The sequence below is a fragment of the Cryptosporangium sp. NPDC048952 genome, assembly GCF_043197895.1.
In the GTDB taxonomy this organism is placed as follows: Bacteria; Actinomycetota; Actinomycetes; order Mycobacteriales; family Cryptosporangiaceae; genus Cryptosporangium.
Genome location: NZ_JBICTY010000003.1, coordinates 1,339,128 through 1,364,752, shown reverse-complemented (window position 1 = coordinate 1,364,752; position 25,625 = coordinate 1,339,128). Strand labels below are relative to the sequence as shown.

The 25,625-nt window shown below is 69.0% G+C and carries 25 protein-coding genes and 2 pseudogenes; 10 read left to right on the top strand and 17 right to left on the bottom strand.

Annotated elements, in window-relative coordinates:
- Nucleotides 1-4: 4 nt before the first annotated feature.
- The 4 genes from kdpB to ACGFY5_RS22465 are packed head-to-tail and all read right to left on the bottom strand — an operon-like array spanning nt 5 to nt 4,007.
- Entirely contained in the window at nt 5-2,113 is a 2,109-nt protein-coding gene (gene kdpB, locus ACGFY5_RS22480; RefSeq protein WP_392722464.1) for a potassium-transporting ATPase subunit KdpB, read from the bottom strand.
- A 3-nt stretch (nt 2,114-2,116) separates the two neighbouring features.
- Nucleotides 2,117-3,775, bottom strand: a complete 1,659-nt coding sequence (gene kdpA, locus ACGFY5_RS22475) for a potassium-transporting ATPase subunit KdpA (protein ID WP_392722462.1) — start codon at nt 3,773-3,775, stop codon at nt 2,117-2,119.
- Complete coding sequence (gene kdpF, locus ACGFY5_RS22470; protein ID WP_392722460.1) at nt 3,775-3,864, bottom strand: K(+)-transporting ATPase subunit F; 90 nt, start codon at nt 3,862-3,864, stop codon at nt 3,775-3,777. Before kdpF ends, kdpA begins: the two co-directional genes overlap by 1 nt.
- Entirely contained in the window at nt 3,861-4,007 is a 147-nt protein-coding gene (locus tag ACGFY5_RS22465) for a hypothetical protein (RefSeq protein WP_392722459.1), read from the bottom strand. Before ACGFY5_RS22465 ends, kdpF begins: the two co-directional genes overlap by 4 nt.
- Before the next feature lie 171 nt (nt 4,008-4,178).
- Here ACGFY5_RS22465 and ACGFY5_RS22460 point away from each other — a divergent pair.
- The 4 genes and pseudogenes from ACGFY5_RS22460 to ACGFY5_RS22445 all read left to right on the top strand — a co-directional run.
- Nucleotides 4,179-4,463, top strand: a pseudogene (locus ACGFY5_RS22460) (diaminopimelate decarboxylase); the annotation flags it as partial.
- Nucleotides 4,464-5,686: 1,223 nt separating this feature from the next.
- The gene (locus ACGFY5_RS22455) at nt 5,687-6,040 is read left to right on the top strand and encodes a hypothetical protein (RefSeq protein ID WP_392722457.1); all 354 of its coding nucleotides are present in this window, start codon (nt 5,687-5,689) and stop codon (nt 6,038-6,040) included.
- 306 nt (nt 6,041-6,346) lie between these two features.
- Nucleotides 6,347-6,694 carry a helix-turn-helix domain-containing protein gene (locus ACGFY5_RS22450; RefSeq protein ID WP_392722588.1) on the top strand — a complete coding sequence of 116 codons (348 nt, stop codon included), beginning with the start codon at nt 6,347-6,349 and terminating at the stop codon, nt 6,692-6,694.
- A pseudogene (locus tag ACGFY5_RS22445) lies at nt 6,582-6,833 on the top strand (hypothetical protein); the annotation flags it as partial. The gene ACGFY5_RS22450 and the pseudogene ACGFY5_RS22445, both read left to right, overlap by 113 nt.
- 124 nt (nt 6,834-6,957) lie before the next feature.
- Here ACGFY5_RS22445 and ACGFY5_RS22440 read toward each other — a convergent pair.
- Nucleotides 6,958-7,920 (bottom strand): pyridoxal-phosphate dependent enzyme, encoded by a 963-nt coding sequence (locus ACGFY5_RS22440; protein ID WP_392722455.1) that lies wholly within the window; start codon nt 7,918-7,920, stop codon nt 6,958-6,960.
- An 81-nt stretch (nt 7,921-8,001) separates the two neighbouring features.
- Here ACGFY5_RS22440 and ACGFY5_RS22435 point away from each other — a divergent pair, with 81 nt between their 5' ends.
- Complete coding sequence (locus tag ACGFY5_RS22435) at nt 8,002-8,994, top strand: Lrp/AsnC family transcriptional regulator (protein ID WP_392722453.1); 993 nt, start codon at nt 8,002-8,004, stop codon at nt 8,992-8,994.
- Nucleotides 8,995-9,003: 9 nt separating this feature from the next.
- Here the strand turns inward: ACGFY5_RS22435 and ACGFY5_RS22430 are convergent, their stop codons facing one another.
- Both ACGFY5_RS22430 and ACGFY5_RS22425 read right to left on the bottom strand, forming a co-directional pair.
- Nucleotides 9,004-9,762 carry an ABC transporter permease gene (locus tag ACGFY5_RS22430; protein ID WP_392722451.1) on the bottom strand — a complete coding sequence of 253 codons (759 nt, stop codon included), beginning with the start codon at nt 9,760-9,762 and terminating at the stop codon, nt 9,004-9,006.
- Nucleotides 9,759-10,685: an ABC transporter ATP-binding protein gene (locus tag ACGFY5_RS22425; RefSeq protein ID WP_392722448.1), complete on the bottom strand. Its 927-nt coding sequence runs from the start codon at nt 10,683-10,685 to the stop codon at nt 9,759-9,761. Before ACGFY5_RS22425 ends, ACGFY5_RS22430 begins: the two co-directional genes overlap by 4 nt.
- 164 nt (nt 10,686-10,849) lie before the next feature.
- Here ACGFY5_RS22425 and ACGFY5_RS22420 point away from each other — a divergent pair, with 164 nt between their 5' ends.
- The gene (locus ACGFY5_RS22420) at nt 10,850-11,473 is read left to right on the top strand and encodes a TetR/AcrR family transcriptional regulator (protein ID WP_392722446.1); all 624 of its coding nucleotides are present in this window, start codon (nt 10,850-10,852) and stop codon (nt 11,471-11,473) included.
- A 10-nt stretch (nt 11,474-11,483) separates the two neighbouring features.
- On the opposite strand, the gene ACGFY5_RS22415 is transcribed toward ACGFY5_RS22420, so the two are convergent.
- The 4 genes from ACGFY5_RS22415 to ACGFY5_RS22400 form a co-directional block, all read right to left on the bottom strand.
- The gene (locus ACGFY5_RS22415; RefSeq protein WP_392722444.1) at nt 11,484-12,059 is read right to left on the bottom strand and encodes a thiamine pyrophosphate-dependent enzyme; all 576 of its coding nucleotides are present in this window, start codon (nt 12,057-12,059) and stop codon (nt 11,484-11,486) included.
- Nucleotides 12,059-12,592, bottom strand: a complete 534-nt coding sequence (locus ACGFY5_RS22410) for a thiamine pyrophosphate-binding protein (RefSeq protein ID WP_392722442.1) — start codon at nt 12,590-12,592, stop codon at nt 12,059-12,061. Before ACGFY5_RS22410 ends, ACGFY5_RS22415 begins: the two co-directional genes overlap by 1 nt.
- 94 nt (nt 12,593-12,686) lie before the next feature.
- Entirely contained in the window at nt 12,687-14,156 is a 1,470-nt protein-coding gene (locus tag ACGFY5_RS22405; protein WP_392722440.1) for an MFS transporter, read from the bottom strand.
- Entirely contained in the window at nt 14,156-15,415 is a 1,260-nt protein-coding gene (locus ACGFY5_RS22400) for an amidohydrolase family protein (RefSeq protein ID WP_392722439.1), read from the bottom strand. Before ACGFY5_RS22400 ends, ACGFY5_RS22405 begins: the two co-directional genes overlap by 1 nt.
- A 123-nt stretch (nt 15,416-15,538) precedes the next feature.
- On the opposite strand from ACGFY5_RS22400, the gene ACGFY5_RS22395 reads away from it, so the two are divergent.
- Nucleotides 15,539-16,393: an enoyl-CoA hydratase/isomerase family protein gene (locus ACGFY5_RS22395; protein WP_392722437.1), complete on the top strand. Its 855-nt coding sequence runs from the start codon at nt 15,539-15,541 to the stop codon at nt 16,391-16,393.
- Nucleotides 16,394-16,420: 27 nt separating this feature from the next.
- Here the strand turns inward: ACGFY5_RS22395 and ACGFY5_RS22390 are convergent, their stop codons facing one another.
- Nucleotides 16,421-17,527 carry an FAD-dependent monooxygenase gene (locus tag ACGFY5_RS22390; protein WP_392722434.1) on the bottom strand — a complete coding sequence of 369 codons (1,107 nt, stop codon included), beginning with the start codon at nt 17,525-17,527 and terminating at the stop codon, nt 16,421-16,423.
- Nucleotides 17,528-17,620: 93 nt separating this feature from the next.
- Here ACGFY5_RS22390 and ACGFY5_RS22385 point away from each other — a divergent pair, with 93 nt between their 5' ends.
- The gene (locus tag ACGFY5_RS22385; protein WP_392722433.1) at nt 17,621-18,211 is read left to right on the top strand and encodes a TetR/AcrR family transcriptional regulator; all 591 of its coding nucleotides are present in this window, start codon (nt 17,621-17,623) and stop codon (nt 18,209-18,211) included.
- Here the strand turns inward: ACGFY5_RS22385 and ACGFY5_RS22380 are convergent.
- Nucleotides 18,208-18,882 carry a GntR family transcriptional regulator gene (locus tag ACGFY5_RS22380; RefSeq protein ID WP_392722431.1) on the bottom strand — a complete coding sequence of 225 codons (675 nt, stop codon included), beginning with the start codon at nt 18,880-18,882 and terminating at the stop codon, nt 18,208-18,210. The genes ACGFY5_RS22385 and ACGFY5_RS22380 overlap by 4 nt on opposite strands.
- A complete protein-coding gene (locus ACGFY5_RS22375; protein ID WP_392722430.1) occupies nt 18,879-19,877 on the bottom strand; it encodes an asparaginase in 999 nt (332 codons plus the stop codon). The genes ACGFY5_RS22380 and ACGFY5_RS22375 overlap by 4 nt, the downstream gene beginning before the upstream one ends.
- A 138-nt stretch (nt 19,878-20,015) precedes the next feature.
- Between ACGFY5_RS22375 and ACGFY5_RS22370 the strand changes: the two genes are divergently transcribed.
- Both ACGFY5_RS22370 and ACGFY5_RS22365 read left to right on the top strand, forming a co-directional pair.
- Nucleotides 20,016-21,407 carry a dihydroorotase family protein gene (locus ACGFY5_RS22370; protein ID WP_392722429.1) on the top strand — a complete coding sequence of 464 codons (1,392 nt, stop codon included), beginning with the start codon at nt 20,016-20,018 and terminating at the stop codon, nt 21,405-21,407.
- Nucleotides 21,404-22,558, top strand: coding sequence for an alpha/beta hydrolase family protein (locus tag ACGFY5_RS22365; protein ID WP_392722427.1), 1,155 nt, complete (start codon nt 21,404-21,406; stop codon nt 22,556-22,558). Before ACGFY5_RS22370 ends, ACGFY5_RS22365 begins: the two co-directional genes overlap by 4 nt.
- A 60-nt stretch (nt 22,559-22,618) precedes the next feature.
- Here ACGFY5_RS22365 and ACGFY5_RS22360 read toward each other — a convergent pair whose 3' ends face one another.
- The 3 genes from ACGFY5_RS22360 to ACGFY5_RS22350 form a co-directional block, all read right to left on the bottom strand.
- Nucleotides 22,619-23,662 (bottom strand): GGDEF domain-containing protein, encoded by a 1,044-nt coding sequence (locus ACGFY5_RS22360; RefSeq protein ID WP_392722426.1) that lies wholly within the window; start codon nt 23,660-23,662, stop codon nt 22,619-22,621.
- Nucleotides 23,663-23,837: 175 nt separating this feature from the next.
- A complete protein-coding gene (locus ACGFY5_RS22355; RefSeq protein ID WP_392722424.1) occupies nt 23,838-24,845 on the bottom strand; it encodes an alcohol dehydrogenase catalytic domain-containing protein in 1,008 nt (335 codons plus the stop codon).
- Nucleotides 24,846-24,858: 13 nt separating this feature from the next.
- Entirely contained in the window at nt 24,859-25,584 is a 726-nt protein-coding gene (locus ACGFY5_RS22350; protein WP_392722422.1) for a GntR family transcriptional regulator, read from the bottom strand.
- Between the last annotated feature and the right edge of the window lie 41 nt (nt 25,585-25,625).

Sequence of the window (25,625 nt, the reverse complement as noted above, 5' to 3'; positions counted from 1 at the left end):
CGGGTCAGGACAGGCCGGGAATGAACTGCACGACGAGGTCGATGAGCTTGATGCCGACGAACGGGACGATCAGCCCACCCAGGCCGTAGACCAACAGGTTGCGGCGGAGCATCGCCGACGCGGACGACGGCGTGTACCGCACGCCGCGCAGTGCGAGCGGGATCAGCGCGATGATCACCAGCGCGTTGAAGATGACCGCGGAGACGATCGCCGACTCCGGCGAGTGCAGCCGCATGATGTTCAGCGCGTCCAGGCTGGGATAGGCGACCACGAACATGGCCGGGATGATCGCGAAGTACTTCGCGACGTCGTTCGCGATCGAAAATGTGGTCAGCGCGCCGCGCGTGATCAGCAACTGCTTGCCGATTTCGACGATCTCGATGAGCTTCGTCGGGTTCGAGTCGAGGTCGACCATGTTGCCGGCCTCCTTGGCGGCCGACGTCCCGGAGTTCATCGCCACGCCGACGTCGGCGGCCGCCAGCGCCGGGGCGTCGTTCGTGCCGTCGCCGGTCATCGCGACGAGCTTGCCGCCGGCCTGCTCGGACTTGATCAGCTTCATCTTGTCTTCGGGGGTGGCTTCGGCGAGGAAGTCGTCGACGCCGGCCTCTTCGGCGATGGCCTTGGCAGTGAGCGGATTGTCACCGGTGATCATCACGGTGCGGATGCCCATCCGGCGCAGTTCGTCGAAGCGTTCCTTCATGCCGCTCTTGACGACGTCCTTGAGGCGGATCACGCCCAATGCCCGGGCCGGTTCGTCACCGGCCTTCTCGGCGACCACCAGCGGGGTGCCGCCGGAGGCGCTGATCGCGTCCACGGTGGTGCCGACCTCACCGGTCGGGTGGCCGCCGTTGTCGCGGACCCACTTCATCACGGCCGAGGCCGCGCCTTTGCGGATGAGCCGCTCCGGCCGGTCGTGGTTGCCGGCCGCGTAGAGGTCGACGCCGGACATCCGGGTCTCCGCAGTGAACGGGACGAACGCGGCGTTGGCGACCAGGCCCTCCGCACGGGCGCGCAGCGCGTACTCGTTCTTCGCCAGGACCACGATCGAGCGGCCCTCGGGGGTCTCGTCGGCCAAGCTGGACAGCTGCGCGGCGTCCGCGATCTCCATCGGCGCCACCTCCCCTACGGGGATGAACTCCGTCGCTTCCCGGTTGCCCAGGGTGATCGTCCCGGTCTTGTCCAACAGCAACGTATTGACGTCACCCGCGGCCTCGACCGCACGCCCGGACATCGCCAGCACGTTGCGCTGGACGAGCCGGTCCATGCCCGCGATACCGATCGCCGACAGCAGCGCGCCGATCGTCGTCGGAATGAGACAGACGACCAACGCGACGAGCACGATCAGCGGCTGGGCCGCACCGGCGAACGCCGCGAACGGCTGCAGGGTGGCCACTGCCAGCAGGAACACGATCGTGAGGCTGGCCAGCAGGATGTTGAGCGCGATCTCGTTCGGCGTCTTCTGCCGCGAGGCGCCCTCGACCAGCGCGATCATCCGGTCGATGAAGCTCTCGCCGGGCTTCGCGGTGATCTTCACGACGATGCGGTCGGACAGCACCCGGGTGCCGCCGGTCACCGCGCTGCGGTCACCGCCGGACTCGCGGATGACGGGCGCGGACTCACCGGTGATCGCCGACTCGTCGACGCTGGCCACGCCCTCGACGACGTCCCCGTCGCCGGGGATGATCTGACCGGCCTCGACGATCACCAGGTCGCCGGGGAGCAGAGACGTCGCCGGTGCCTCGACGTCGGTGCCGTCCTCGAGGAGCTTGCGCGCGACGGTCTCGGTCTTCGTGCGGCGCAGCGTGTCGGCCTGGGCCTTGCCGCGCCCCTCGGCCACGGCCTCGGCGAGGTTCGCGAACACCACCGTGAGCCACAGCCAGACCGCGACGACGATCGCGAACACGCTCGGATCGATGATCGCGAAGATCGTCGAGAGGACCGAACCGATCTCGACGACGAACATGACCGGCGTCCGGACCATGACGCGGGGATCGAGCTTCGTGAACGCGTCGGGAAGGGAGGTGAGCAGGAGCTTCGGGTCGAGCAGGCCGGTTGTGACCCGGCGGGGTTCCGACGGAGGGATCTGAACCGGAGGTTCCTGGATGAGAGTCATGTTTTAGAGCCCCTCCGCGAGCGGGCCGAGAGAAAGAGCGGGGAAATAGGTGAGTCCGGTGACGATGAGGATCACGCCGACCAGCAGGCCGACGAACAGCGTCCGGTGGGTGGGCAGGGTTCCCGCGGTCACCGGTACCGGTTGCTGCCGCGCCAGTGATCCGGCCAGTGCGAGCACGAAGATGATCGGCAGGAAGCGCCCGATCAGCATCGCCAGACCGATGGCGGTGTTGTAGAAGGGCGTGTTCACCGAGATGCCGGCGAACGCGCTGCCGTTGTTGTTGCCACCGGAGGCGAACGCGTAGAGCACTTCGGAGAAGCCGTGCGGCCCGGAGTTGAGCATCGAGCCGCGGGTCGAGTCGAACGCCATCGCCAGCCCGGCGCCGACCAGCACCGCGATCGGTGTGGCCAAGATGTACAGCGAGACGAGCTTGATCTCCCTGGCTTGGATCTTCTTGCCCAGGAACTCCGGTGTGCGCCCGACCATCAGCCCGGCGACGAACACGGCCAGGATCGACATGATCAGGATGCCGTAGAGGCCTGAGCCGACACCGCCGGGCGCGATCTCACCGAGCAGCATGTTCAGCAGCACGATGCCGCCGCCGAGCGCGGAGAACGAATCGTGGAACGAGTTCACCGCACCGGTCGACGTGCCGGTCGTGGCGGTCGCGAACAACGCCGAGCCGGAAACGCCGAAGCGGGTCTCCTTGCCCTCCATCGCGGTACCGGCCAGCTGCGACGCGGTGCCGGGGTGTGCGGCCTCGAACGCCCAGACGCCGGCCAGCGCGAGCGTGAAGATCGTCGTCATCGCGGCGAGGATCGCCAGTCCCTGCTTGCGGCTGCCGACCAGGCGGCCGAACGTCCGGGTGAGCGCGACCGGGATGAGCAGGATCAGGAAGATCTCGAACCAGTTGCTGAACGCGTTCGGGTTCTCGAACGGGTGCGCGGAGTTGGCGTTCCAGAAACCGCCGCCGTTGGTACCGAGTTCCTTGATCACCTCCTGCGACGCCACCGGGCCGCCCGGAACCGCCTGGGTGCCGCCGGCGAGCGTCGTCACCTCGTGCGGAGACGCGAAACTCTGGACGACACCGGCCGCCACCAGGACGAGCGTGCCGATCACCGCGATCGGCAGCAGGATACGGAAGCTGGTCCGGAACAGGTCGACCCAGAAGTTGCCCAGCCGGTCGGTGCCCTTGCGGACGAAGCCGCGGATCAGCGCCACCGCCACCGCCATACCGACGGCGGCCGAGGCGAAGTTCTGCACCGCCAGGCCGGCCATCTGGGTGAGGTGGCCCATCGTCGACTCACCGGAGTAGGCCTGCCAGTTCGTGTTCGACACGAAGCTCGCCGCGGTGTTGAACGCCAGCGCCGGGTCGACGCCAGGGAAGCCCAGGGACAGCGGCAGCGCACCCTGCACGCGCTGGAGCAGGTAGAGAGCCAGGACACCGACCGCAGAGAACGCCAGCACGCTGCGCAGGTAGACCGGCCACCGCTGATCGGCGTCCGGATCGACGCCGACCGTCCTGTACAGCAGTCGCTCGACGCGGAAGTGCTTCGGCGATTCGTAGACGCGCGCCAGGTAGTCGCCCAGGTACTTCCAGGCGAACCCCAGCGCGACGACGAGCGCCAGGATCTGGAGCAGCCCCGCTGCCAGATCGCTCATCAGAACTTCTCCGGAAGAACGAGCGCGACCAGCAGGTAGCCGATCAGCAGCACCGACGCGACCAGGCCGACGATGTTCTCGGCACTCATAGCTTTTCCACCCGTCGCGCGACGAACGCCGCGAGCGCGAAGAACGCGATGACGAGGGCCACAAAGGCCAGGTCAAGCATGGCGAACACTCCAGAACCCAAGGTCCGGGCATCGGTCTCGATGCCCGCACCAGGAGTGAACATCGCCCACGCGGTGGTGGCGCTTGTCGCTGACGCTCTCCTAACACCCAGCGGGGCGTTCTTAACGCTTCCTTGACGCCCGACGCGCGGCCCTCGCGTCCGCCGCGATCACCTCCGCTGCCGTACCGCTGCCGGGGCGGCCGGTGGACCGTCGGCACCGACCGCGGCCAGACGGTCGAACCCGGACGCGCGATCGTCGCCCGCGCCGGCGTCACCCTCTACCGCGTCATCACGGTCAAGACGACCGCCGCCGGACGACGCCCGCCGCTGTGCGCCCGGGAGAGCTGCTCGCCGTACCCGGCACCGCCGCCTACCACCACTCGCTGGCCACCAACTACAACATGGTCGGACGGCCCTCTCCCGGTCGTCCTCCCGGACGGCGAAGCACGCCTGGCGATCCGCCGGGAAACCACCGACGACCTCCTCCTGCGCGACGTCGGCTGCGGGCCGGCGTCCTGAACCGCCAGGCGACGACCGCTGGGACGCCTTCGTCGCGGGACGTGACAACACGACAGGCGGCGGCGGACGCTGCCGATTCCGCCACCGCTTGCCGCGATCGTTCAGGGCCAGCGAACTCGGCGAGACTCAGCACCCAAGAACGATCAGAAGGGCGGGGTCACACCGTCACCCCCAGCTCCCCGGACGCTCGGGCCCCGACTGGTCCGAGGGCTGGTCGCCTCCCTCGGGTACCCAGACGTTGTCATCGACCGGCGGCCGCGGCTGCCGCTGCTCCGGGCAACGAACCCATCGGCTGTAGTAGTCGTCCCAGCACCATCTCGGCGCCTGTACCTCGGAGCTTCGGGCTGAGAGGCCAGTGAGCCCGGTCCCGTTGCACCATTGCACCTCCCGCACGCGGCTGAGCAGTTCAGCTTTACTCCAACCGCTCAGCTGGTAGCCCGCGTCATTCAGGGCATCTTCGTTGGTCAGGTACACCCAGGTGCCGGCGTCGGCGTTGGCCTTGCACCAGAGCGTCAATCGTTCGCCGACCTGGATGGTGCCGAGCCTCTGGCACATCCTGTGGGGGCCTTTGCGAACGTTGAGGGTTCCCCCTGGGCGGTTGTACTCCGCTCCGAAGACCGGTTTATCGGTTCTCAGAACCGCGCCGCAACTGACAGCGGCCTGTGCCGGCTGTGCGGCGGCCAGGGCGCCCAGCTGCAGGATTATGACTGCCACCGCCAGTCCTGCTACTCGCTTAAGTTTCATCGCCATCCCCCGTTGGTTGCTTTGTATCCGGTGGCGCCGGACGCCCTGAATATACGTTTCGCGCGATTAAACACATATAGGGGAAATTCCGGATCCTGCGGGCGCCGACCGGCGCCGACGATGTTGCAGGTGTCCCCCGACCTGGCCTTACATCAAAGGATCCGTACGCCAGCAGGAATCGCGTGACCATCCCGCCGGTACCTCGTGCCGCCGCGAGATAGGACTGCCGGCCTGGGCTGAATGTCCCCATCGCAGCGAGGCCCGCGATGGGGCCGTGCACCATCCGCTTGGCCATGCTGTCGTCCGGCACCAGAAAGGCCGACCAGCGGCCCGCCCACGATGGTGACAAGGCCCTGACGCTGGGTAATCCGATCGAGTAGCGGCTTGAGTCGCATGCCGATCCACCCGCGGCAACTCTCACGGGCGGGAAGCGGTGCTGGTCGGCTGTGCGTGGACGACTGACGGTAGGAGTGAACCCGATGGCGAACCTGCCCGAGGCGAATGCCGAACGGTCCGGTTGGCAGTACATCGCCTACCAGGCGCTCGACATCATCCTGGAACGCGGGAGAAAAGCTCAGCTAGCGCCGCTCTACTGGGAGGTGCGAGACACGGTCCGCCTGGCCGGCACAGTGCCGCCGTACCTGTCAGCGACCGAGCAGCGTGCCCTCTTCGAGGCGTGGGTGGCCTTACTCCGCCTCATCGTCCAACCGGAGAACCGGAGCGTCGAGCCCGTCGAACTCCGAGCCAGCGCTGAGCAAGTCGACCTGAACGACGAACGAATCGTGCCTCGGCCGGACGTCTACATCACCGCACGGTTCTGGAAGAACCAGTGATCAGCGCGTCCGGGACCTGACAGCGCTACGCAGGTCTGACGACGGCGATCCGCGAGTGGGACGCGCAGCGGATGGTGGCGATGCCGCCTCGCGGCCGGGCGACCGAGGGAAAGGCGAAGAGCGCCGGTCGATGGTCACCCGCGCCGGGAACACCCGGCACTGCGGGCGAAGCTGCCACGGCTGATCGGGGTGCTATCCACCGTCTAACGGAAGCGTCGCCAAGCGGACGTGGACACTATCCACACTACTCGGTGTAGTGTATTTTCAAGCATACGAGGCACTCGTTCGCCGGAAGGGAGCGTGCTGATGCGTCCCAGCGCCGACATGAGGGACGATGGCCAGCCTCCGTCCCGGACGGCGAGCGATCGGGCCCGCCGCGAGGAACTCGCGGCGTTTCTTCTGGCCCGGCGCGAGGCCCTGCAGCCGGAAGACCTGGGCATTCCCCGAACGGGCCGGCGGCGGGTGAAAGGCCTGCGCCGCCGTGAAGTCGCGGACGCGGCGTCGGTGAGCGTCACCTGGTACACGTGGCTCGAGCAAGGCCGTGACATTGGCGCGACCCGGCAGGCGATCGAGGCGCTCGCCCGGACGCTGCGGCTCGACGACAGCGACCATCGTTGCCTGCAACGGCTGGCCGGCATGGCGCCGCCCACCTGAGTCGCGCATTCTGCACGTCCGCGCGTCCGACACGGTCGTGGTCACCCAGGTACGGGCCCAGCCTGGGTCGACGAGCGCACTGCACCGCCACCCGCATCCGGTCTACGGCTGGACGCTGCACGGATCGTGGGGGCACGACCAGGAGCACAAGTACCGCCCCGGCACCTACATCTTCGAGACGCCGACCGTGATCCACCGGTGGCCAGGGTCGCCGGGCCGCAGGAAATGCTCGACGTCTACGTCGCCGCCAGCGAGGAACTCGGCTACAAGCCGAAAGTCCTGCTCTGACCGCACAGTTCGGCGAACCGTTCGACGTCGATGTTGCCCCCCGACACGACCACCCCCACCCGCGCGGGCAGCCGGTCGATCCGGGCCGACAGCAGCGCCGCGAGCGCGCTGGCTCCACTCGGCTCGACGACGACCTTCAACCGCTCGAACGCGAAACGCATCGCCGCCCGGAGATCGTCGTCGGAGACCACCACGATGCCGTCGACGAGGCGCTGGTTGATCGCGAACGTCAGCTCGCCGGGCGTCGGGGCGGCCTGGCCGTCGGCGATCGTCCGCGGCACGTCGAGCGTGACCCCGCGTCCAGCCGCGAGCGATCGGCGGGTGTCGTCACCGGCCATCGGCTCGACACCGATCATCCGGATGTCGGAGCGCGCGCCCGCGGCGGCGATCGCGCAGCCCGCCATCAGCCCGCCGCCGCCGACCGGCACGACGAGCATCCCGAGCGCGTCCACGGCGTCGAGCAGTTCGAGCGCCACGGTTCCCTGGCCGGCGATGACGTCGGGATGGTCGAACGGCGGAACGATCGTCATCCCGCGCTTCGCGGCCAGCGCCCGGCCGAGCGACTCACGGTCGTCGGTGTAACGATCGAACGGAACCACCTCGGCGCCGTACCCCTCGGTGGCCGCCCGTTTCGACTGCGGTGCGTCCGAGGGCATCAGCACCACCGCGGGGACGCCCAACTCGCGCGCGGCGAGGGCGACGGCCTGGCCGTGGTTGCCCGAGGAGTAGGTGAGCAGCCCGTTCGAGCGGGGTGCGCGCGAGGCGGCGTGGTAGGCGCCGCGAAACTTGAACGCACCCGCTCGCTGGAAGTTCTCGCACTTGAGGAACACCTCCGTGCCGACCAGCTCGTCGAGCGTCCGGGAGCGGAGGACGGGGGTGCGGTGCACGACGCCGTGGAGCCGCGCGGCGGCCGCCTGGACGTCGGTAACGGTCAGCATGACTGAGCACGGTAGTGTTCCTCCACCTCACCGCCCGTTCCCTGCACGGATCCTTCACGGCCAGCTGATTGGCGCACGAACATGGACTTCGACGAGCTCGACGTCGCGATCGTGGACGCGGTGCGATCCGCCCCGCGCGCCGCCTGGCGGGACCTCGCGCCCGTCATGGGCGTCGATCCCGCGACGATCAGCCGGCGCTGGGCGCGCATGCGGTCCGCGGGCGTGGCCTGGGTGACCGCGCACCCGGCCGGCAGCGCGACACCGGCCTGCGCGCTGGTGGAGATCAGCTGCGTGCCCGGGACGTCGACCACGGTGGCCGACGTCCTGGCCGAGGACGTGGAGACCGCCACGCTCAAACTGACGTCGGGCGGGCGCGACCTGCAGATGCTGGCGCAGGCACCCGACCTCGTCGCGCTCTCCACCTACCTGCTGGAGCGGGTCGGGCGGGTCCAGGGCATCACCAACGTCCGCAGTCACATCGTCACCCGCTCGGCCCTGGAGGCCAGCCGGTGGCGGGAAGGCGCGCTCGACGCCGAACAGCAGCGGCAACTGACCGCGTACGCCGCGAACCGCGCGTCCCGCCACGCTGTCCTGGAACCCGCCGACCATCGCATCGTGCGCGCGCTGACGGTCGACGGGCGGATGTCGTTCGAGCGGCTGGCCGAGCACGCCGGCCTGAGTGCGGTCACCGTGCGCCGGCGCTTGACCCGGCTGGGGAACGCCGACCTGATCACGTTCCGGTGCGATGTGTCGCGGCACCTCTCGGGCCGGGCGGTGGCCGCCATCTTCTACGGCTCGATCGACGTCCACGAGCTGGGTACGGCCGAGGCCCGTCTCCGCGAGTTGCCCGGGGTACGGTCGTGCAGCCTCGTCGCCGGGCCGTACAACGTCATCATCGACGCCTGGCTGCACTCGGCAGCGGAGGTGCACGACCTGGAGCGCCAGATGAGCCAGGCGCTCCCGGCGCTGCGTATCCAGGACCGCTCGGTCGTGCTGCGCGTGGTCAAGCTGCTCGGCCGCATCCTCGACGCGGAGGGCCGATCGGTGCGGTCGGTGCCGCTGCTGGCCGGCTGACCCGCGTCGTCAGATGTCGCGGACGCGGAACGCCACGTGGCTCGCAACCGTGACGACCACCGCGGCGACCGCCAGCAGAACGAGTCCCAGCCCGGGCGCGACCGCGCCGTCCGTCGGCACCACCGTGTAGGCGGCCTGACCGGCCGTGATCGGCCAGAACTTGCCGAACCCGTCACCGAGGACGCCCGGCAGGCCGGGGCCGAGGGCCGGCACCAGCAGGAGAGCGCCCACCAGCAGAGCGAGGCTGCTGGTCGCCGATCGCACCAGCGCGCCGATGGCTACGCCCAGCAGCGCGACGAGCGTCAGGTACAGGGTGCCGCTGAGCAGAGCCCGGAAGACACCCGGATCGCCGAGCCCGGCCGCCGGCAGGTCGGCGCTGGTCAACATCAGCTGGACCACCGCGAAGCTCAGCACGGTCGTGACGACGCTGACGACGAGCCCGATCGCCGCCACCACGACCGCCTTCGCCGCGAGCAGCCGCGAGCGCGACGGCACGAAGACGAGGCTGGTGCCGATCATCCCGGTGCCGAACTCGGGCGTGACCGCGAGCGCCCCCAGCATGCCGATGACGAGCTGCGCGAACAGGAACCCCTTGAGGCTTTCGGCCGTCGGGTCCCAGCCGGACGGCAGGTCGGACGGCGACGCGCTGAGCAGGTCGGAGGCCCCGAGCACGCTGAGCGCCACGCCAGCGACCACCGCGCTGGCGGCGGTGATCCAGGTGCTGCGCACGCTGCGCAGCTTGGTCCATTCGGAACGGAGCACGTTCATGCCGCCTGACCCTCGAATTCGGTGACGTCGTGGGTGAGCCGTAGGAACACGTCCTCCAGGGATTCGCGAACCGGACCGAGTTCCTCTAGGACCACCCCGTCGGCCGCGGCGATCTTGCCGACGGCCGCGGAGTCGGCTCCGGTGACCAGAAGGGAGGAGTCCGGCTGGGTGCTGAACGAGACGCCCGCGTCCTGCAGCGCCCCCGCGAGCTGCACCGGTGACTGGGCCCGCACCAGGACCGCCTGAGTGGTGTTGGCCCGCACGAACTCGTCCAGCGAGGCTTCGGCGATGAGGCGACCCTGCCCCACGACGACGAGGTTGTCTGCGGTGAGCTCCATCTCGGACATCAGGTGGCTGGAGAACAGGATCGTGCGCCCTTCCCGTGCCAGGTCCCGCATGAGCGTGCGGATCCAGCGGATACCCTCCGGGTCCAAGCCGTTGAGCGGCTCGTCGAGCACCAGCACTCCCGGGTCGCCGAGCAGCGCCGTCGCGATGCCGAGCCGCTGGTTCATCCCGAGCGAGAACTCCCCCGCCCGGCGGTCGGCGGCGTCACCGAGCCCGACGACGTCGAGCACCTCGTCGACCCGCCGCCGGTCGAGACCCGCGGCCTGAGCGAAGGCCAGCAGGTGCCGAGACGCCGTGCGGTGCGGATGGACTGCGCGGGCGTCCAGGAGCGCTCCCACCGTTCGGGCCGGATCGTCCAGGTCGGCGATGTTCCGCCCGCCGATCGTGATCGTGCCGCTCGTGGGCTTGGTCAGCCCGAAGAGCATGCGCATCGTCGTACTCTTCCCGGCCCCGTTGGGCCCGAGGAACCCGGTGATCACGCCAGGCTCCGCGGTGAACGACAGATCGTCCACCGCGGCTTTGCCGCCGTATTTCTTGGTTAAATTCTCGGCTCGGATGCCGAGACTCCCTGCAGACATCTGCTCCTCCTAAAAAGCACACTACTCGGTGTAGTTTACCGACCAGGGACAAGCCGTCGCACGGACGGCACCCCGATCGCGTTCGCCCAGTTCCCGCCGCCAGCGCGATCGCTCGTGACGCTGCCTCCGATGTGGGTGGGAACGGCTGACCTATGCTCGAATCCGTGTCGAAGACCATCGCCGAGGTTCAGACCCCGGGACGCCGTCGCCGGTCCGAAGGAAAACGGACAGCGATCCTCGACGCGGCCGAGGCGCTGTTCCTCGCCGAGGGCTACGACCGCACGAGCGTGGACGCGATCGCCGCGCGCGCGCAGGTCTCCAAGCGGACGGTCTACGACCACTTCGGTGACAAGGACACGCTCTTCCTGCGGGCGCTCGAACGCCGGAGCGACGCGGTCGTCGATACCGTGCGGGTCGCGATCGAGGACGAATTGGTACCCTCCCGCGACCTGCGTGACGCACTGATCGCGTTCGGGCTGCGCATCGTCGGTCAGACGATCGCGTCCTCGGACTACCTGGCGTTCCGCGGGCTGGACACCCAGCAGCGATCGGCGCTGCGGCTGTCCGAGGAGGTGCGCGAACGCCCGGAACGCATGCTCGAGGAGCGATTCGCCGGGCTGGCCGCCGACGGCGCGATCAGGGCGCCCGACCCCGCCCTCGCGGTGCGACACTTCACCGCGCTGACGATCGGTCTCGCGCTCGACGAGCAGCGCACCAGAGCGCAGCCGCCGGATCTCGAAGCGGTCGTCTCCGACGGCGTCGACGCTTTCCTGCGCGCCTACCGCTGACCGTCTCGGGTCACGACGCGTACTCCTCGCGGAGCCACCGGGCGAAGCGGTCCCGGATCGTGACCGGGTCCACCAGCAGCTTCGGGATGCCCTGCGCGTTGCCCGGCTCGATGCGTGCGTGCAGGAAAGCCGGTTCGCGCACGGTGAGCAGCTCGGCGAAGGCGGCGCGAAGGCCGTCGACGGTGTCCGTCGAGCGCGGCACCCAGCCCGCCGCGCCCGCCAGCCGTCCGAGGTCGACCCGCGACGAGTACGTCGGCAGCGCGCCGGTCGACCCGTACACGCCGTTGTCGAGTACGACGAGCAGTAGGTTCGCGGGCGCCAGGAAGCCGCCGGTAGGCAGCACGTTGGGGTTCATCAGCAGCGAACCGTCACCCTCGACGCCGACGACCTTCGGCGCCGCGGGGTCCAGGCTCAGCGCCAGTCCGGTCGCCACCGACCCGACCAGGCCCATCGCGTCGAGCAGGTACAGGTGGTTGTCGCTGTCCTTCACCGACGCCAGCTCCCGGCTGGTCGCCGCGCAGGTCACGACAACGGGATGCCGGCTCGTCAAATCTGCCAGCGCTTCGAGTGCTTCCAGCCGCCTCATCAGGCAACCCTTCCGTCGGTGTGCCAGAAGGAACCGAGGACCACCGTGGGCCGGTAGGTCATCACGGCGTGGACGCCGGCCTCCTGCACGGTGTCGCGCCAGTCCGCGGCGCTGCTGCGGCGATCCAGTTCCACGACCGGGAGACCGGCGGCACGAAGGATGGCCGGCACGGGCTGGCTGATCGAATGGATCATCGAGTTGTACTCACCCAGGCCGCCGCGCGTGTTCGCGAAGATCAGCAGCGGCAGGTGGTACGCCAGCGGGAACGTCGTCAGGGCGGTGAGCGCGTTCCCGAAGCCGTTGTCCTGCATGACGACGGCACCGAGGCCGCCGGTGAGAGCGACGGCACTCAGTACACCGATCGCCTCCTCCTCCCGCGACAGCGGTGTGACGCGGGGCGAGACGCCGTCGGTGCCGCCGTCGGCGGCGACCAGCGCTGCGACGACAGGCGCCACGGTCACCGACGGGACGTAGCCGACCCGGCTCACGTCAGCGGCCCAGATGCCGTTGGCGACGGCTTCCGCATAGCTCATCGTGGGGTGTCCTCTCGAACCGCGATCGCGTCCAGCTCCACCCGTGCTCCTTACGGCAGTTCTGCTCGGGGCACCAGTGTTCATGTCGCTCGCTCTAGATGTGGCTGACAGGCACGCCGGTGACCACGTGGCCGCGCATCGACCGCACCAGGAAAGCGGTCGGGATGGTGGCCACGAGGAACACCGCCCCGGCGATAGCGATGTACGTGTGTACGCCGGTCGACGAGTTCACCGTCTCGCCGTCGATCGTGATGCGGTTGGCCCCGAGGATCGCGGAGCCGATGAAGTTCATCGTCACCGATCCGATCGCCACCATGACCATCACCATGCTGGAGACGGTGCCTTGGCGCTCCGGCGGCGCCAGGATCGACGCGAGGTTGAAGCCGGAGGTGAGCAGCGTCCCGGCCGTGAGGCTCAGCATGAACGACGACACGACGGCAAACGGAAGGTCCTGCGCGCCGACGACGAACATGATCAGGGTTGCCGCCGCACCGGTCACGACGCCTGCCGCGAGTGTCCGCGCCGGTCCCATCCGGGTCGCAAACGCGCCGGCCAGGACACCGCCGAGCATGATGCCGATCGACGGAATGCCGAACAGCAGGCCCAGGGCGGCCGGCGCGGCGATCCCGTAGCCGAGACCGTCGTCGGGTGAGACCTCGATCAGGAGACTGAACAGCTGGAGCATGCTCTGGTACGCGCCGGTGCCCAGAACGACCACGAGCAGCCCGAGTCCGAGGGAGAGCGAGATGCCCCGGATGTCGATGACCGGCTCACGTGCGCGGCTCAGGACGAGGAACCAGACGGTCAGCGCGGCGACGCCGGCGACCAGGACGAGCAGCGGCACCGCACCGAGCCAGCCGAACACCTGCCCGAGGCTGATGTAGACCAGAGTGCCGGCCAGGCCTCCACCGAGTACGAGAGCGCCCTTGACGTCCACCCGGCCGGGTTGCGTGTTCCGCGTCTCCGGGAGCACGAGGCGCACGAACAAGGTGGCCAAGGCGGCGAATGCCGCGGAGATGACGAAGACGACCCGCCACCCGAAGGCGTCGAGCGCGAACTCCAGGATGAACGGCGTCGCGATGCCGAAGACGGCCGAGCCACACGTGACGATGCCGGTCACGACCATCGCGAACTTCGGCGCGCAGATGTCGCGGATGAGCGCGACCGTGAGGAAGAGGGCCGCGACCGCGGCGCCCTGCAGCACCCGTCCGAGCACGAAGACGCCGAGGTTCGGGGCGACCAGGCAGACCAGACCTCCGGCGCAGGCCACGAGCAGCGTGACCATGAGGACCTTGCGCTTGCCGTTGATGTCGGCGCTCTTGCCGAGCAGCGGCGCCCACATCGCCCCCGCAAGCATCGCGCTCGACCCGATCCACGCGAACTGGTCGGTGTCGAAGGCGTCGCTGAGCTCCGGCAGAACGAATGTGGGCGACGCGAGCACGCTGTCGACCATGACGTTCACCAGAATCAGGATCGCGACGTATCCGGCGACCCGCCGGGTCCATCCGGTGTGCAGGTAGTCCGTCGGCTGCTCCGCGACAGCGTTGGCGCCCGGTTGCGTCATCAGCTTGTCCTTTCCGCGGGCGGGAGGGCGCACTTGCGAACGGCGCCTTGCTGGACGACCAGCACGATGTTTTCCGGGGATGCCAGCCGGGAGATGTCCCGCACGGGATCTCCGGTGCACAGCACCAGATCCGCGGCGTACCCGGGCTTCAGGCTGCCCAGCGTGTCGTCCACTCCGAGCAGGCGCGCGCTCGTGGACGTCGCCGCCTTGATCGCGTCCATCGGCGACATGCCGAGTTCCACCAGGCACCACAGCTCGCGGAGGTTCTGCCCGTGCGGCGCGATCCCGGCGTCCGTGCCGACCGCGATGTTCACTTTCCTGGCGATCGCCTCGGCGATGTTCGCCTTGGTGCGCTCGTTCCAGCGCAGCTTCTTCTCGTAGCGCCACGGGGGTGTCTTCTCGCGGTCCAGCGTCCCGAACGTGGTGGAGAGTGTCGGGACCAGGAACGCTCCCCGTTCGCCGAGCAGATCGCACCCCTCGTCGTCGATGCCGAAGCCGTGCTCGACCGAACGGACCCCGCCCCGGATCGCCGCCAGGACCCCGGCACGCCCCTGAGCGTGCGCGGCGACCGGACGCCCGCCGCGTCGTCCGGCCTCGTCGACGGCCGCCGCGATCTCCTCGTCGAGCAGGTCCTCGTCGTCGGGATCGTCGGAGGCGCTGCTCATCCCGCCGCTGGTGCAGATCTTGACGAGGTCGGCGCCGGCCCGCAGCATCCGACGCGCGGCCGTCCGCACACCGGTGACGTCGTCGGCGAGTTCGCAGTACTCCAGCGCGAGGTCCCGGCCGCTGGGCATCGTTCCGTCGGCGTGACCGCCGGTGTGGCTGATCACCCCGACCGACGTCTGGAGCCGAGGACCGGTGATCAGGCCGGCCGTGACCGCGTCGCGGAAGCCGGAGCGCAGGCCGCCGACGTCCCGAGCGGAGGTGATCCCCGCGTCCAGCGTCCGGCGCAGTCGTTCGGTCGTCTGCAGCATGCCCAGCACGGGATCGGTCAGGAGTGCCACGTCGACCAGGGACCGGTCCGACGGGATGCCGAGGTGGGTGTGGCAGTCGAAGAGGCCCGGGAGCAGCGTTCCGCCCGCGCCGTCGACCGTGCGGACGCCAGGGCGCGGCACCGGTGCTCCGACCGCCGGTCCGGCATAGGTGATGTGGCCGTCGTCGTCGGCGTCCAACACGGCGTCGTCCACGGCCACGGCACTGACGCCGTCGACGAGCCGCACGTTGTGCACCCGCAGCGCCGCGCTGTCTCTGAGCTTCACCCGTCGGACCGTAGGGCTCGGTCACGGAGTGACCTCCGGAATGCACGAAATCATCGCTGAGGGGCCATTTTCTGCACAGAACCATCACCTTGAAAAGCACACTGAAGCGTGTACTTTCGGCCCATGACATTCGAACCCGCCGAACATTGGGACGGTTATCTCGCTCCGCCCTCCTTCGAGGACTACTCGGCCCGGTACGCCGACTTCTTCCGGATGAGGCGTGCGGACGGCATCATCGAAGTCCGCCTGCACACCGACGACGGCCCGTACGTGCACACCCACGCCGCGCACAACGTCTGGCCGCGGGTATGGCAGGAGGTGGGCAACGACCAGGCGAATCAGGTGCTGATCATCACCGGCACCGGCGACAAGTGGATGACCGGCAACCCGAAGGGTCTCAACCCGACGCCCGCCTCCGACCTGGACCCCGACCACATCCATCAGCGGATGTACGACGGCTGGAAGCTCATCGAGAGCTTCGTCAACAGCATCGACATCCCCACGATCGCGGTGGTGAACGGCCCGGGTGTGCACACCGAGTTCGCCGTCATGAGCGACGTCACGTTCGCCGCCCCGGACGCCGATTTCATGGATCCGCACTTCTGGCTGGGGTCACCCCCCGGGGACGGCCAGGCCATGGCGCTGCAGTCCCTGATCGGCCCCAAGCGCGCCGCGTACTACGTCTACGCGGCGAAATCGATCCCGGCCGAGACGGCCATGACGTGGGGTCTGATCAACGACGTCCTCCCCCGCGAACAGCTCCTCGACCGCGCCTGGGAACTCGCCCGCTTCATCGCGAAACGACCTCGGTACACCCGGTGGGCCACCCACAACATTCTGTCGCGGCACTGGAAGAAGACGGTCGCCGACGACTTCGGCTTCCACATGGCCCATCAAATGCTCGCCAACGTGGCCAGCAAATCGGTGGTCCCGGATCCGGACCTCATCGCCGGCTCCGAGGCCCGCACGATGTTCTGACGCGCGCGCCCTGGATGCCCCCGATGCTCAGGACGCCGCGGCGCGGAGTCGTTCGTTGCGCGCGTCGAGGGCCTCCTGGGTCGCCGGCACGACGAGGTCTCCGCCGGGACCGGCGCTGGCCTGCGCGTGCGTCACGTACGGCCGCTGGTTGGCCTCGTAATCCCTGAACGCCGCATCGAGGTCGTGGGGGCGATTCTGCAGCGCCAGGGCGAGAAGCCACGCGCCGGTGAGTGCGAGCGAAGCGCCGCGCCCGGAGAGACCGGAAGCGCAGTGGGCGGCGTCGCCGATGAGAACGATCCGTCCGCGGTGCCAGGTCGGCATCTTGATCTGGCTCACGGAGTCGAAGTACAGCTCGGGGTCGTTGCGGACCGCGTCGAGGATCGCGGGCACGCGCCATTCGTCGTGGTCCGCGTACGCGTCGAGCAGGATCTGCCGCTGTGCGGCGAGATCGCGGTAGTCGTAGTCGATCCACGGTGAGCGGAAGTTCAGAACGCCCAGCGCGACGTCGTTGTAGCGGGTGATGCCGATCATGTGACCGGGCCAGTTCAGGATCGGGTTCTTCAGGTCGGTGCCGCGCTCGGCGGGCAGGCTCGTGAGGGCGACGTAGAACCCGAGGTGCTCGAGGTACTCCCGCTCCGGGCCGAACGTCAGCCGACGGGTCAGGGAGTGCATTCCGTCCGCGCCCACGACCAGGTCGAAGTGTTCCCGCCGTCCGGAGACGAACGTGACGGCGACGCGATCGCCCTCGTCGTGAAGCTCTTCGACCGATTCGCCGAAGACGAGCGACGTCGACGGGCCGAGCGCCCCGTGGAGTACGTGCGCGAGTTCCTCGCGGGGGATCTCGATGTCGTCGTCGGAGTCACTGACCTCGCCCCCCGGCAGCTCGGCGAGGACGTTCCCGTCCGCGTCGACGAACTGGGTCCTGGCGGTCATGGTGACCCGGCGTTTGCGGATCTCGTCGAGGACGCCCATCTCGGCGGCGACGTCAATCGCGTCGCCGCGGATGTCGATGGGCGATCCGTTGACGCGGAGGTGGCCGGCGCGTTCGACGATCGTGACGTCGTGGCCGGTGGCACCGAGGTTGATGCCGGCGCTGAGTCCGGCCATGCCGGCTCCGGAGACGAGGATGCGCATGAATGGATCACGTCCTTCGCGGTTTAAGAAACTTCTAGTATCTTATCTACCCATCGGGACGCCTTGGCAAGACGAGTGCGAAGATCACGTGTCGTGACGGAGAGCACGGCACGGCGTCGGCGCGGGGCCGCCCTCGAGCAGGCCCTGCTCGAGGCGGCGTGGGCCGAGATGTCGGAACACGGGTACGAGTACTTCAGCTTCGACGGCGTCGCCACCCGGGCCGGCACCAGCAAAGCGGTCGTCTACCGTCGATGGCCCGGTAAGCCCGAGCTCGCCCGAGCCGCGTTCCGGCACGTCATCGGGCAGGACCCGATCACCGTCCCCGACACCGGCAACCTCCGCGACGACGTGATCGCACTGCTCCGGCAGGTCAACGAACGCCGGGTCGGCATCGCCACCGTCCTGGTCGCCCAGCTGGGCGACCTCTACCGTTCGACCGGCACCAGCATCGAGGACCTCCGCACCTCCCTGACCACCGGCCAGGAGACGGCCATGGAGACGATCGTCGGCCGAGCCGTCGAACGCGGTGAGGTCGACCCGGCGAGGCTGACGCGGCGGATCGTCCAGCTCCCGGTGGACCTGTTCCGGCACCAGCTGCTGATGACCGCGCACGCCGTGCCCGAAGCGGACATCGTGGAGATCGTCGACAGCATTTTCCTACCGGCCGTCACCCGCTCGGCCTAGAACAGACCTTCGGCATGCGCCTGCTCGATGGTGGCGAGCGTCGTGTTCATGTGCTGGACGGTCAGCCGGACGGCCGCCTCCACGTCGCGGGCTCGATAGTGCTCGACGAGCTGGGCGTGCTCGACGTCCGACTCGGCTCGGCGTTCGGCGCTCGCACCCAGGGAGAGGCTGACGTACGGCGATGCGCCGTCGCGGAGCCCGGACAGGATCACCGCGAGCCGGCTGGTCCGGTCCGGTTCGGCGAGAAGTGCGTGGAACTGGCGGTTGAGTTCGGACCAGGCGACGTTGTCCTTGGTCGTCGTCATGCGGCGCAGCAGTCGCTCGGCGTCGGCGAGCGCCTGCTCCGACACCGCGTCGATCATCCGGCGCACCATGAGCGGCTCGAGTGTCATCCGCAGTTCGTAGAGCTCTCGGACCTCGCCCAGATCGAGGCTCCGCACCCGCGAGCCCCGATGGGGGTCGAACTCGACGACGCCCTCGCCGGCCAGGTCTCGGAGCGCCTCCCGCACCGGAGTGATGCTCACGTCGAGCTGGGCGGCGATCTCGGCTTGGATCAGCCGGGTGCCACCCGGAAGAGTTCCGTCGAGAATGGCGTCGCGCAGGGACTTGAGCACGTAGGCGTGCGTCGTCTGCTTGGAGCCCCGGCCGGCGGACAGTCGACTCAGTGTCATGGTTCTCCCCGACGCCGGAACTCGGACTTCATCTCCTCCATCGTGGCGGATCCCGCGAGGAGACAGGCGAGGAGGAGGCGCGCCTTCCTCGCGTCCAGCCACCCGGCCGGGATCGCGCCGCGGCGAAGGAGGTCGGACTCGGAGCCGCTGAAGCCGTACGTGGCGCGGTAGGTGGTACCGGCCCCGGTGCGGCTGGCGAGCACGACGACCTTGCCGGCTGCGACCGCGCGTGAGACGGCCGGCGCGACCTTCTCCGACGCGTGGCCGACGCCGAACCCGGCGAGGACGATCCCCCGGTGATCCGACGCGGTGACCAGGTCGACCAGGGCCGCGTCGTCGTCGAAATGGGTCTCGAGCAGCGCGACGCGCGGATGGACGGCGACCGCCGGCGACGGTAACGACGGAACGCGGCGGAATCCCCCGCCGTACACGGCGGCGGATTCCTCGACATATCCGAGCGGCCCGAACGAGGGTGAGCAGAACGCGTTCGGCCCGCTCGACCGCATCTTGCGCACCCTCGCGGCGGCATGGATCTCGTCGTTGAGGACCACCAGCACCCCACGGTCCCGCGAAGCCGGTGAACAGGCAGCCCGGGTGGCGGCGAGGATGTTCGCCGGACCGTCGGCCCCGGCCATCCGCGCCGCGCGCATCGCGCCGGTGACGACGAGCGGAGCGGCCCGGTCCCAGTACAGGTCCAGGAGGTACGCCGTCTCCTCGATCGTGTCGGTGCCCTGGACGACCACCGCGCCGGACGCCCCGTCGTCCACCGCCAGACGGGCCCAGGAGAGAACGCCGAGCACGTCGGCGACGGTCAGGGACGCTCCGGGAACCGTCGCGATCGTGCGCGTGGTCACCGTAGCCGCGTCGGCGAGACCCGGGACGGAGCCGACGAGATCCGCCGCGGTCAGGGTGGGCTCGACCCCGGCGCCCGCCGACGAAGACGTCATCGTGATCGTGCCGCCGAGCGACGCGATCGCCACCCGTTCGACGTCCATGGGCCTCCTTCGGCAGACTTGACACAAGCTATCACGCATTTTATAAAATGCAGACTGCGAGACCGCGGCCGTTCCGAGCCGCGTTGATCAGGCGCCTGCCGAAGTTCAGCGCCCGCCTGGCGATTCGAGGAGAACGCCATGGCTTCGCTGGATCTTGTCGTGTCCGGTGGCACCGTCGTCACCCCCGAAGGGCGCCGACGGTCCGACATCGGCGTGCGGGACGGCCGCGTCGTGTCGATCGGCGCAGTCGACGCATCGGCACCCACTGTGCACGCCGACGGCCTCCTCGTCCTGCCTGGAGGAGTCGACACCCACGTCCATCTGATGGACCCGGGCGACAACGCACGGGAGGACTTCCCGTCCGGGACCGCAGCCGCCGCGGCGGCCGGTGTCACGACCATCCTCGAACACACCCATTCCCATCCGGTCCGGACGGTCGCCGATCTCGACGCGAAGATCGAGCATCTCGACGGACGGTCGCACATCGATTTCGGACTCGCGGCGCACGCGTGGCCCGGCGAGCAAGCCGCAGTGCCCGAACTGTGGTCCGCGGGCGTCGCGTTCTTCAAGGTCTTCACCTGCACGACGCACGGAGTCGCCGGACACTCCGCCGCCGCGCTCCGCGCCCACCTGGCCACGTCCGCACAGGTGGACGCGGTCAGCCTGCTGCACTGCGAGGACGAGTCCCTGACCGAATCCGCCGAAGCCGTCCTGCGTGCCGACGGGCGCACCGACTTCGGTTTGCTCACCGAGTGGCGCAGCCGGGACGCGGAGCTCGTCGCGGCCGCCGTGGCCGCGCTCCTCGTGCGCAGGACCGGCGCGCGAGCCACCGTGGCCCACGTCAGCAATCAGGAGGTCGCGGAGTATCTCCGGTCCGAACGGCAGCGCGGAGCCCGCCTGGCCGCGGAGGCGTGCCCGCAGTACTTCCTGCTCCGCGAGCAGGAAGTACACGAGCACGGTCCGCTGCGCAAGTTCACGCCACCGGCCCGGGCCCGCATCGACGACGACGAGGCCCAGATGTGGCGGCTCCTGCGCGCCGGGACGCTGACGCACATGTCGAGCGATCACGCTCCCTCGACGCTCGCGCAGAAGGGCGACGGCGACATCTGGTCGGCGCACTTCGGCCTACCCGGCTTGGACAGCACTTTCGCGATCCTGTTGGACGCCGCCGCGCGCGGCCACCTCTCCTATGAGGACGTGGTGCGGGTCTACAGCGAGACACCCGCGAAGATCTACGGGCTGTGGCCCCGGAAGGGGCGGATCGCGGTGGGCGCCGACGCCGACCTCGCACTGGTCGACCCGACCGCGACACGCACGATCCGCAATTCGGACGTTCTCTCCAAGGCCGCCTGGACGCCCTTCGACGGGCGCGCGGTGCGCGGACGCGTGGTCAAGACCTTCCTGCGGGGCGCGCTCGTCGCGGAAGACGGCCATCCCACCCCGGACCGCGGCGGCCGGTTCGTCGCCGGCGCCGGGTTCTCCCGATCCACTGCAGATCACCGAGGAACATCGGAAGGAAATTCACCATGAGTGTGGCGTTCAGCAGGTGGCCGGAGCGGTACGTCTGGTCGTTCCAGGTCTCGAGGCTCATCGGCCTCGCGGACTTCGGCGGCTCGGACTGCACCGAGATCTTCGAGACGTGCGACCGGATCTCGCTCGACGACGCCGGCAGCTGGGACCGGGCCTGGTTACAGACGGCCGGGCTGGTCGAGGAGCGGGGCCGGCGCGCGGAGGCGCAGGGCAACTGGATCAGCGCGCGGAACTTCTACCAGCGCGCGACCAACTACTACCGCGCCGCCCAGTTCTTCATGCTGCCAAAGGACCCTGAGCGGCTCCGGGTCCTCCACAAGATCGACGAGGTGTTCGACGCCGCGGCGAGGTATCTCCCGGTCGTCCCGGAGAAGGTGCTCATCCCCTACGAGGGCAAGCAGCTGCCCGGTTATCTCTGGCGGGTGCCCAACGCCGTGGCGACGGTGGTGCAGCTCAACGGTGGTGACGAGATCTCCAGCGAGAACTGGTTCACGGCCGGTAGCACATTTGTGGAAGCCGGATACAACTACTTCGTCTTCGAGGGACCCGGCGTCGGTCTCACACTGCTCGAGAAGAAGGTGCCGCGCCGCCCCGACACCGAGAACTACGTCGGACCGGCGATCGACTACCTCGAGAGCCGGAGCGACTGGGAGGACACCCGGTACATCCTCGTCGGCACCAGCTTCGGGTCGTTCGACGTCCTCCGGGCGGCGTCCTTCGAGAAGCGGACGGCGGCGGCCATCGCCTCCTCACCGGCCTACCAGCTCGACTGGGCCAACCTCGTCAAGTGGATGTCGCCCGAGTTCCGCGAGTACGCACACGAGACCGTCGGCGCGAAGGACGTCGACGAACTCGTCAACGACCCGCGGTTCGGGTTCTCCCTCGAGGGCGCATTGCCTCACATGTCGTGCCCGCTCCTGCTGATCCAGGGTGACGAGGAACTGCTCGTACAGCCGACACCGCTGTCCCAGTTCCTGCGCATCTACGAAGAGGCCGGCACGGACGACAAGAAGATGGTGTTCGTCGAGAAATCGGGACGTCTCGGCGGCACCGAGCACTGCCAGAAGGACAACGTGCACCTGCAGCACGACATCTGGTTCAACTGGCTGGGTGCGCGGGGACTCGGACCGGCGCCACGCGCGGCCGCGTGACACCGTAAGGACCGGCGCGGCCCTGACGTCAGGGCCGCGCCCGGCCACGGAGCGCGCAGATCAAACGCCCTCTCGGGCCGGGACACCCACGCCGGGACGGTCGGTGCGCCGTCGGTGCGCCTTGTCCCGGTACATGGCCGCATCGGCCGTCGCCAGCAGAGCGTCCAGAGTCGTATCGGCGTGGGCGGCCCGCACCACGGTTCCGATGCTCGCCCGGACGTGCAGCTCCACGCCGCCGAAGATCACCGGAGTGCGCAGGGCCTCCTCGATTCGACCGACAACCGCGGCCGGATCGGCGGCGGCGTGGCCGGTCAGCACGACCACGAACTCGTCGCCGCCGACCCGGGCAGCCAGCATGCCGGACGGCGTCGCGGTCTCCAATACCTCGGCCACCCGGCGGAGCACCTCGTCCCCGGCGGCATGCCCATGGACGTCGTTGACGAGCTTGAAGTCGTTGAGATCGAGCACCAGCACGGCGACCAGGCCAGGGCTACCCAGCACCTCGGCCGCGTGTGCGTACAGTGCGCCCCGGTTCGCCAGTCCGGTGAGCGAGTCATGCGACGCCTCGTACGCCAGGGCGGCCTGGGCCTCCTCGGTCTGCTGCAGCTGCCGGGTGTACGCCCTGGTCTGGCCGCCGAAGGCGAGGCCGAGAAGCAGTGCCGTGACGCAGGCAAAGACCGCGAGCTGCACATGATTGGGGGCGACGGGACTCGGGTGCACGGACTCACCGACAGCCACGCCGACCGTGACCAGGGACCACGCCGAGAGCGCGCCCATCAGTTGGAACCGGGCCGCGCCCAGCAGCACCGGGATCGCCAGCATGGGCCAGCCATCATTCAGCGTGCCGAACGGAGACCATTCCGTTCCCGCCAGCACAGCGGCGACATCCAGCCCCACCTGCGTCGCACTTAGTAGACTGTATACTCGCGCCCGGCGTCGTCTCAAGGCGACGACGCCGACGACCGAGGCAGCTATCAACAGGGTCGGCGCGGCCGCCGTCAACGACTGGTACTGCGGATACATCACCGGCGGTGCGCCGGGGCCGCCAACTGCCGCCGCGACCGCCAGCAGCAGCGGGACCAACCGAATCGCCAGGCTGACCACCTCGACGGTCCTCCGTCGCCGCGCCAGCACATCCTCCGCAGACGCGATCTGTGGCGGACCTGGGCGTGACGATAGAGGCACACCCGACCGATCGACCGCTGACCGGGCTAGGTGAGCAATTGAGCCTGTCCGTCATCCGGCTCCGCGGAAACCAACGCACCCCGATCACGCCGATTCACGGCATGAGCACCGCGCGGGCTCGGATCTGTCCGTTCTTCAAGCGGGTCAGCGCGGTCGTGGCCTCTTCGAGTGGGTAGGGCTCGCACTCGGCCTTGATCTTTCCGGCGGCGGCCAGCGCGAGGACTTCACGCATCTGCTGGCGCGTGCCCAGCAGCGAGCCGACGACCGTCTTCTCCACGGCGAACGCGAAGTCGCCGACCGGAGCGTTGGCGCCGAGGACGACCGTGCCACCCGGACGGGTGGCCCGGAGGGCCTGATCGACGACGACGGCCGAGGAGACGAGAACGACGCTCGCGTCCACCCCGCCGGCCTTGAGCAGTTGCTCGGCCGCGTCGCCGGCCGACGCGTCCACCGCGGCAGCACCCAGGTCCTCGCCCAGCGCGAGATGGTCCCGGCTCCTGGCCACCGCATAGGTGTCGGCGCCGTGGAGCCGGGCGAACTGGAGCACGAGATGGCCCACGCCGCCGACGCCGAAGACCGCGATCTTCATGCCGGGTGCCGGCGCCACCTTGCTGACCGCACCAATCGCTGTGATGCCGGGGCAGAACAGCGGCGCGGCGTCGGCGAACTCCACCTCGTCGGGAAGGGGGAACGTGAACCGCTGGTCGGACACCAGGTATTCGGCATAGCCACCGTCGACGGTCTCGCCCGTGATTTGCTTGGACTGGCACAGCTGGTCACGCCCCGACCAGCAAAATTCGCAGTTCCCGCACGTCGAGAACAGAGGGTTGACGCCCACCCGATCGCCGACCGAGAGCGCGGTGACGTCGGCCCCGAGCCGTTCGATCGTGCCGACGACCTCGTGTCCGGGAACGATCGGCAGGAATGCCGGCGTGGCCGGGGCCCAGTCGCCTTCGATCATGTGGAGGTTCGAGCGGCACACGCCGCAGGCTGCGACACGGACCAGCACCTGGCCGGGGCCGGGAGTCGGAATCTCGCGTTCACGGAGGTGAAGAGGGTTCTGTTCGATCGGTGCGAGTGATTCCTGGACGATGGCGCGCATCACGGCTCCCGGCTCAGTGTGTACGGATGACGGTGAAGTTGAACTTTCCTTCCAGAAAAAAGCTGCGTGAGTGCATGAACGGGCGGCCGTGGTCGTCGTACTGCAGTTGGTCGAGCAGGACGTAAAGTTTGTCCTCGCCCTCGTCGTCGTCCCAACCGATGATGTCCGAGCGAACCGCGTGCACCTCGGCCACCGCGCGGGTGGGTCGCGGGCCGTTGTGCTCGGCCAGGTAACCGAAGACCGATCCGCGGAGCTGGCTCGCCTTGAACGTCTCGGGGAACGCCCACCGCGGCAGGATGTCGTAGGAGTACGCGACGACCACACCGTCGGCGAGGATCTTGCGCTGGATGTCGAGCACCTTGGCGCCCCGCTCCAGATCGAATTCGACGAGTTCGTCGTCGTTGGCCGACCGGATGGTGCGCCGCCGGTACTTCATCGACGGCGTAAGGCCCATCTCGGCGATCGACGACGAGATCGACGTCAGTTCCTGCATGCCGGCGTGGATGCCACCGTGCGGTGACATGAACGTGCCGCGGCCGTGCCGGACCACCACCAGGCCCTGGCTCTCCAGATCCTTGATGGCCTGCCGGACCGTCGCGCGGGACAGCTCGTAAGCCGCTACGAGCTCGGCCTCGGTGGGCAGCTTCTCCCCCGGCGCCCACTCCTTGGCCCTGATTCGTGCTCGCAGCGCGTCTGCCAACTGCTGCGGTAACGACACCGCGGCACCGATAGCCGTCATCGAATTCCCCCGTTCCGACGTGTGCGCAGCAGAGCATAACC

Excerpts from the sequence above, each read along its gene's own strand:
- ACGFY5_RS22435 (WP_392722453.1), top strand. The coding sequence starts at position 8,002 with ATGGACTTCGACGAGCTCGACGTCGCGATCGTGGACGCGGTGCGATCC.
- ACGFY5_RS22405 (WP_392722440.1), bottom strand. The coding sequence starts at position 14,156 with ATGACGCAACCGGGCGCCAACGCTGTCGCGGAGCAGCCGACGGACTAC.
- kdpF (WP_392722460.1), bottom strand. The coding sequence starts at position 3,864 with ATGAGTGCCGAGAACATCGTCGGCCTGGTCGCGTCGGTGCTGCTGATC.
- ACGFY5_RS22355 (WP_392722424.1), bottom strand. The coding sequence starts at position 24,845 with ATGCGCGCCATCGTCCAGGAATCACTCGCACCGATCGAACAGAACCCT.
- ACGFY5_RS22395 (WP_392722437.1), top strand. The coding sequence starts at position 15,539 with ATGACATTCGAACCCGCCGAACATTGGGACGGTTATCTCGCTCCGCCC.
- ACGFY5_RS22450 (WP_392722588.1), top strand. The coding sequence starts at position 6,347 with ATGCGTCCCAGCGCCGACATGAGGGACGATGGCCAGCCTCCGTCCCGG.
- ACGFY5_RS22375 (WP_392722430.1), bottom strand. The coding sequence starts at position 19,877 with ATGGACGTCGAACGGGTGGCGATCGCGTCGCTCGGCGGCACGATCACG.
- kdpB (WP_392722464.1), bottom strand. The coding sequence starts at position 2,113 with ATGACTCTCATCCAGGAACCTCCGGTTCAGATCCCTCCGTCGGAACCC.
- ACGFY5_RS22430 (WP_392722451.1), bottom strand. The coding sequence starts at position 9,762 with ATGAACGTGCTCCGTTCCGAATGGACCAAGCTGCGCAGCGTGCGCAGC.
- ACGFY5_RS22380 (WP_392722431.1), bottom strand. The coding sequence starts at position 18,882 with ATGACACTGAGTCGACTGTCCGCCGGCCGGGGCTCCAAGCAGACGACG.
- ACGFY5_RS22425 (WP_392722448.1), bottom strand. The coding sequence starts at position 10,685 with ATGTCTGCAGGGAGTCTCGGCATCCGAGCCGAGAATTTAACCAAGAAA.
- kdpA (WP_392722462.1), bottom strand. The coding sequence starts at position 3,775 with ATGAGCGATCTGGCAGCGGGGCTGCTCCAGATCCTGGCGCTCGTCGTC.
- ACGFY5_RS22455 (WP_392722457.1), top strand. The coding sequence starts at position 5,687 with ATGGCGAACCTGCCCGAGGCGAATGCCGAACGGTCCGGTTGGCAGTAC.
- ACGFY5_RS22365 (WP_392722427.1), top strand. The coding sequence starts at position 21,404 with ATGAGTGTGGCGTTCAGCAGGTGGCCGGAGCGGTACGTCTGGTCGTTC.
- ACGFY5_RS22370 (WP_392722429.1), top strand. The coding sequence starts at position 20,016 with ATGGCTTCGCTGGATCTTGTCGTGTCCGGTGGCACCGTCGTCACCCCC.
- ACGFY5_RS22465 (WP_392722459.1), bottom strand. The coding sequence starts at position 4,007 with ATGTTCACTCCTGGTGCGGGCATCGAGACCGATGCCCGGACCTTGGGT.
- ACGFY5_RS22415 (WP_392722444.1), bottom strand. The coding sequence starts at position 12,059 with ATGAGGCGGCTGGAAGCACTCGAAGCGCTGGCAGATTTGACGAGCCGG.
- ACGFY5_RS22410 (WP_392722442.1), bottom strand. The coding sequence starts at position 12,592 with ATGAGCTATGCGGAAGCCGTCGCCAACGGCATCTGGGCCGCTGACGTG.
- ACGFY5_RS22440 (WP_392722455.1), bottom strand. The coding sequence starts at position 7,920 with ATGCTGACCGTTACCGACGTCCAGGCGGCCGCCGCGCGGCTCCACGGC.
- ACGFY5_RS22350 (WP_392722422.1), bottom strand. The coding sequence starts at position 25,584 with ATGACGGCTATCGGTGCCGCGGTGTCGTTACCGCAGCAGTTGGCAGAC.
- ACGFY5_RS22390 (WP_392722434.1), bottom strand. The coding sequence starts at position 17,527 with ATGCGCATCCTCGTCTCCGGAGCCGGCATGGCCGGACTCAGCGCCGGC.